2 protein-coding genes are annotated in these 1173 nt (G+C 62.9%); both read left to right on the top strand.

Annotation, left to right across the window (positions count from 1 at the left end; translation table 11 throughout):
- Positions 1–64: 64 nt before the first annotated feature.
- A complete protein-coding gene (gene msuE / locus EOA22_RS34455) occupies positions 65–625 on the top strand; it encodes an FMN reductase (protein ID WP_027164238.1) in 561 nt (186 codons plus the stop codon).
- A 118-nt stretch (positions 626–743) separates the two neighbouring features.
- Positions 744–1173: hypothetical protein (locus tag EOA22_RS34460; RefSeq protein WP_127390653.1), on the top strand; the 430-nt coding region annotated here is incomplete at its 3' end.

Genomic DNA, 1173 nt, shown 5'->3' on the forward strand with positions numbered 1-1173 from the left:
TTTCCCCCCGGCGGTTTGGCGGCCCGCCACGTCAAACCTTCGACCATCCAAGAGGCCCACTGCCATGTCAAACCCAACAGTCGTCGGCTTTTCCGGCAACATCACCAGGCCGTCAAAGACGCGCGCCTTCGTCGATCTGGTCGCCAGGGACATCGCCGCCAGCCACGGCCTATCGGCGAGCACCTATGATATCGAGGATCTCGGGCCGTCGCTGGGAACGGCGAAATGGGCCCGCGATCTCGACGGCCAGGCGCACGCGATCCTGGAACAAATCCTCGCCGCCGACGTGCTTGTCGTGGGCTCGCCGACCTACAAGGGCAGCTATACCGGCCTGTTCAAGCATTTCTTCGACCTGATCGATCCGGCGGCATTGCGGGGAAAGCCCATCGTGCTGACGGCGACCGGCGGTGGCGAGCGCCATGCCTTGATCGTCGAGCATCAGCTGCGGCCGCTGTTCGGCTTCTTCGAGGCCTTTGCGCTGCCCACCGCCGTCTACGCCACCGACAAGGATTTCACCGACGGCGTGCTGCGCTCCGAGGCGATCCTTAAGCGTGCGGCGCAGGCGGTCGACGAGGTCGGCTTTGTGCTGGCCAATCGTTCGGCAGGCCGGATCGCCGCTGAATAGCCTGTCGTCAGCCAGATTGAACTGAACGAAATCCGTGAGGGCAGCGCCCCCGCTTACGCGCAATTTACGACCGACCGCTAAAACCGTTCCTGTCTGATTCGTCTGGGACAGGAACGTCATGAGCAAAGCCCTCACATCCTTCGCATTGGTCGCCGTGCTGACCGCCTTGCTCATGGCGTTGAGCCTGGCTGTCGCCAGGCACGGCTATCCCTATGGCGCGATCGGCGTCAGGCGCCTTGACGGCATTGCCGACGCCGGCGTGTTCATCCCGATTGCCGCCGTCTATTTCTTCAGCGCGATGCTGATGATGATCCTGCCGATAAGGGCGGCCGGTATCGTCCTGACCCATGCCGCCGATGCCCTTTTCTGGACCGTGATCGCACTGTTTGCGACCATCGTCGGCTGTATGGTCGCCAGATGGGCGTTCGGGCAGGGCAGCGCCGTGTGGACATTGCTGAACTGGCGGTTCCTGTTTGCCGCGGCGATCGTCGGTTGTCACTTTGTCATGAACGAGTTGCGCCGCAACGTGCTGCTGCGCAGCCTGTTCT

Source organism: Mesorhizobium sp. M7A.F.Ca.US.014.04.1.1, from assembly GCF_003998745.1.
Lineage (GTDB): Bacteria > Pseudomonadota > Alphaproteobacteria > Rhizobiales > Rhizobiaceae > Mesorhizobium > Mesorhizobium ciceri.

Bases quoted from the DNA above. Each gene is read 5' to 3' on its own strand.
- msuE (WP_027164238.1), top strand. From the start codon at position 65: ATGTCAAACCCAACAGTCGTCGGCTTTTCCGGCAACATCACCAGGCCG.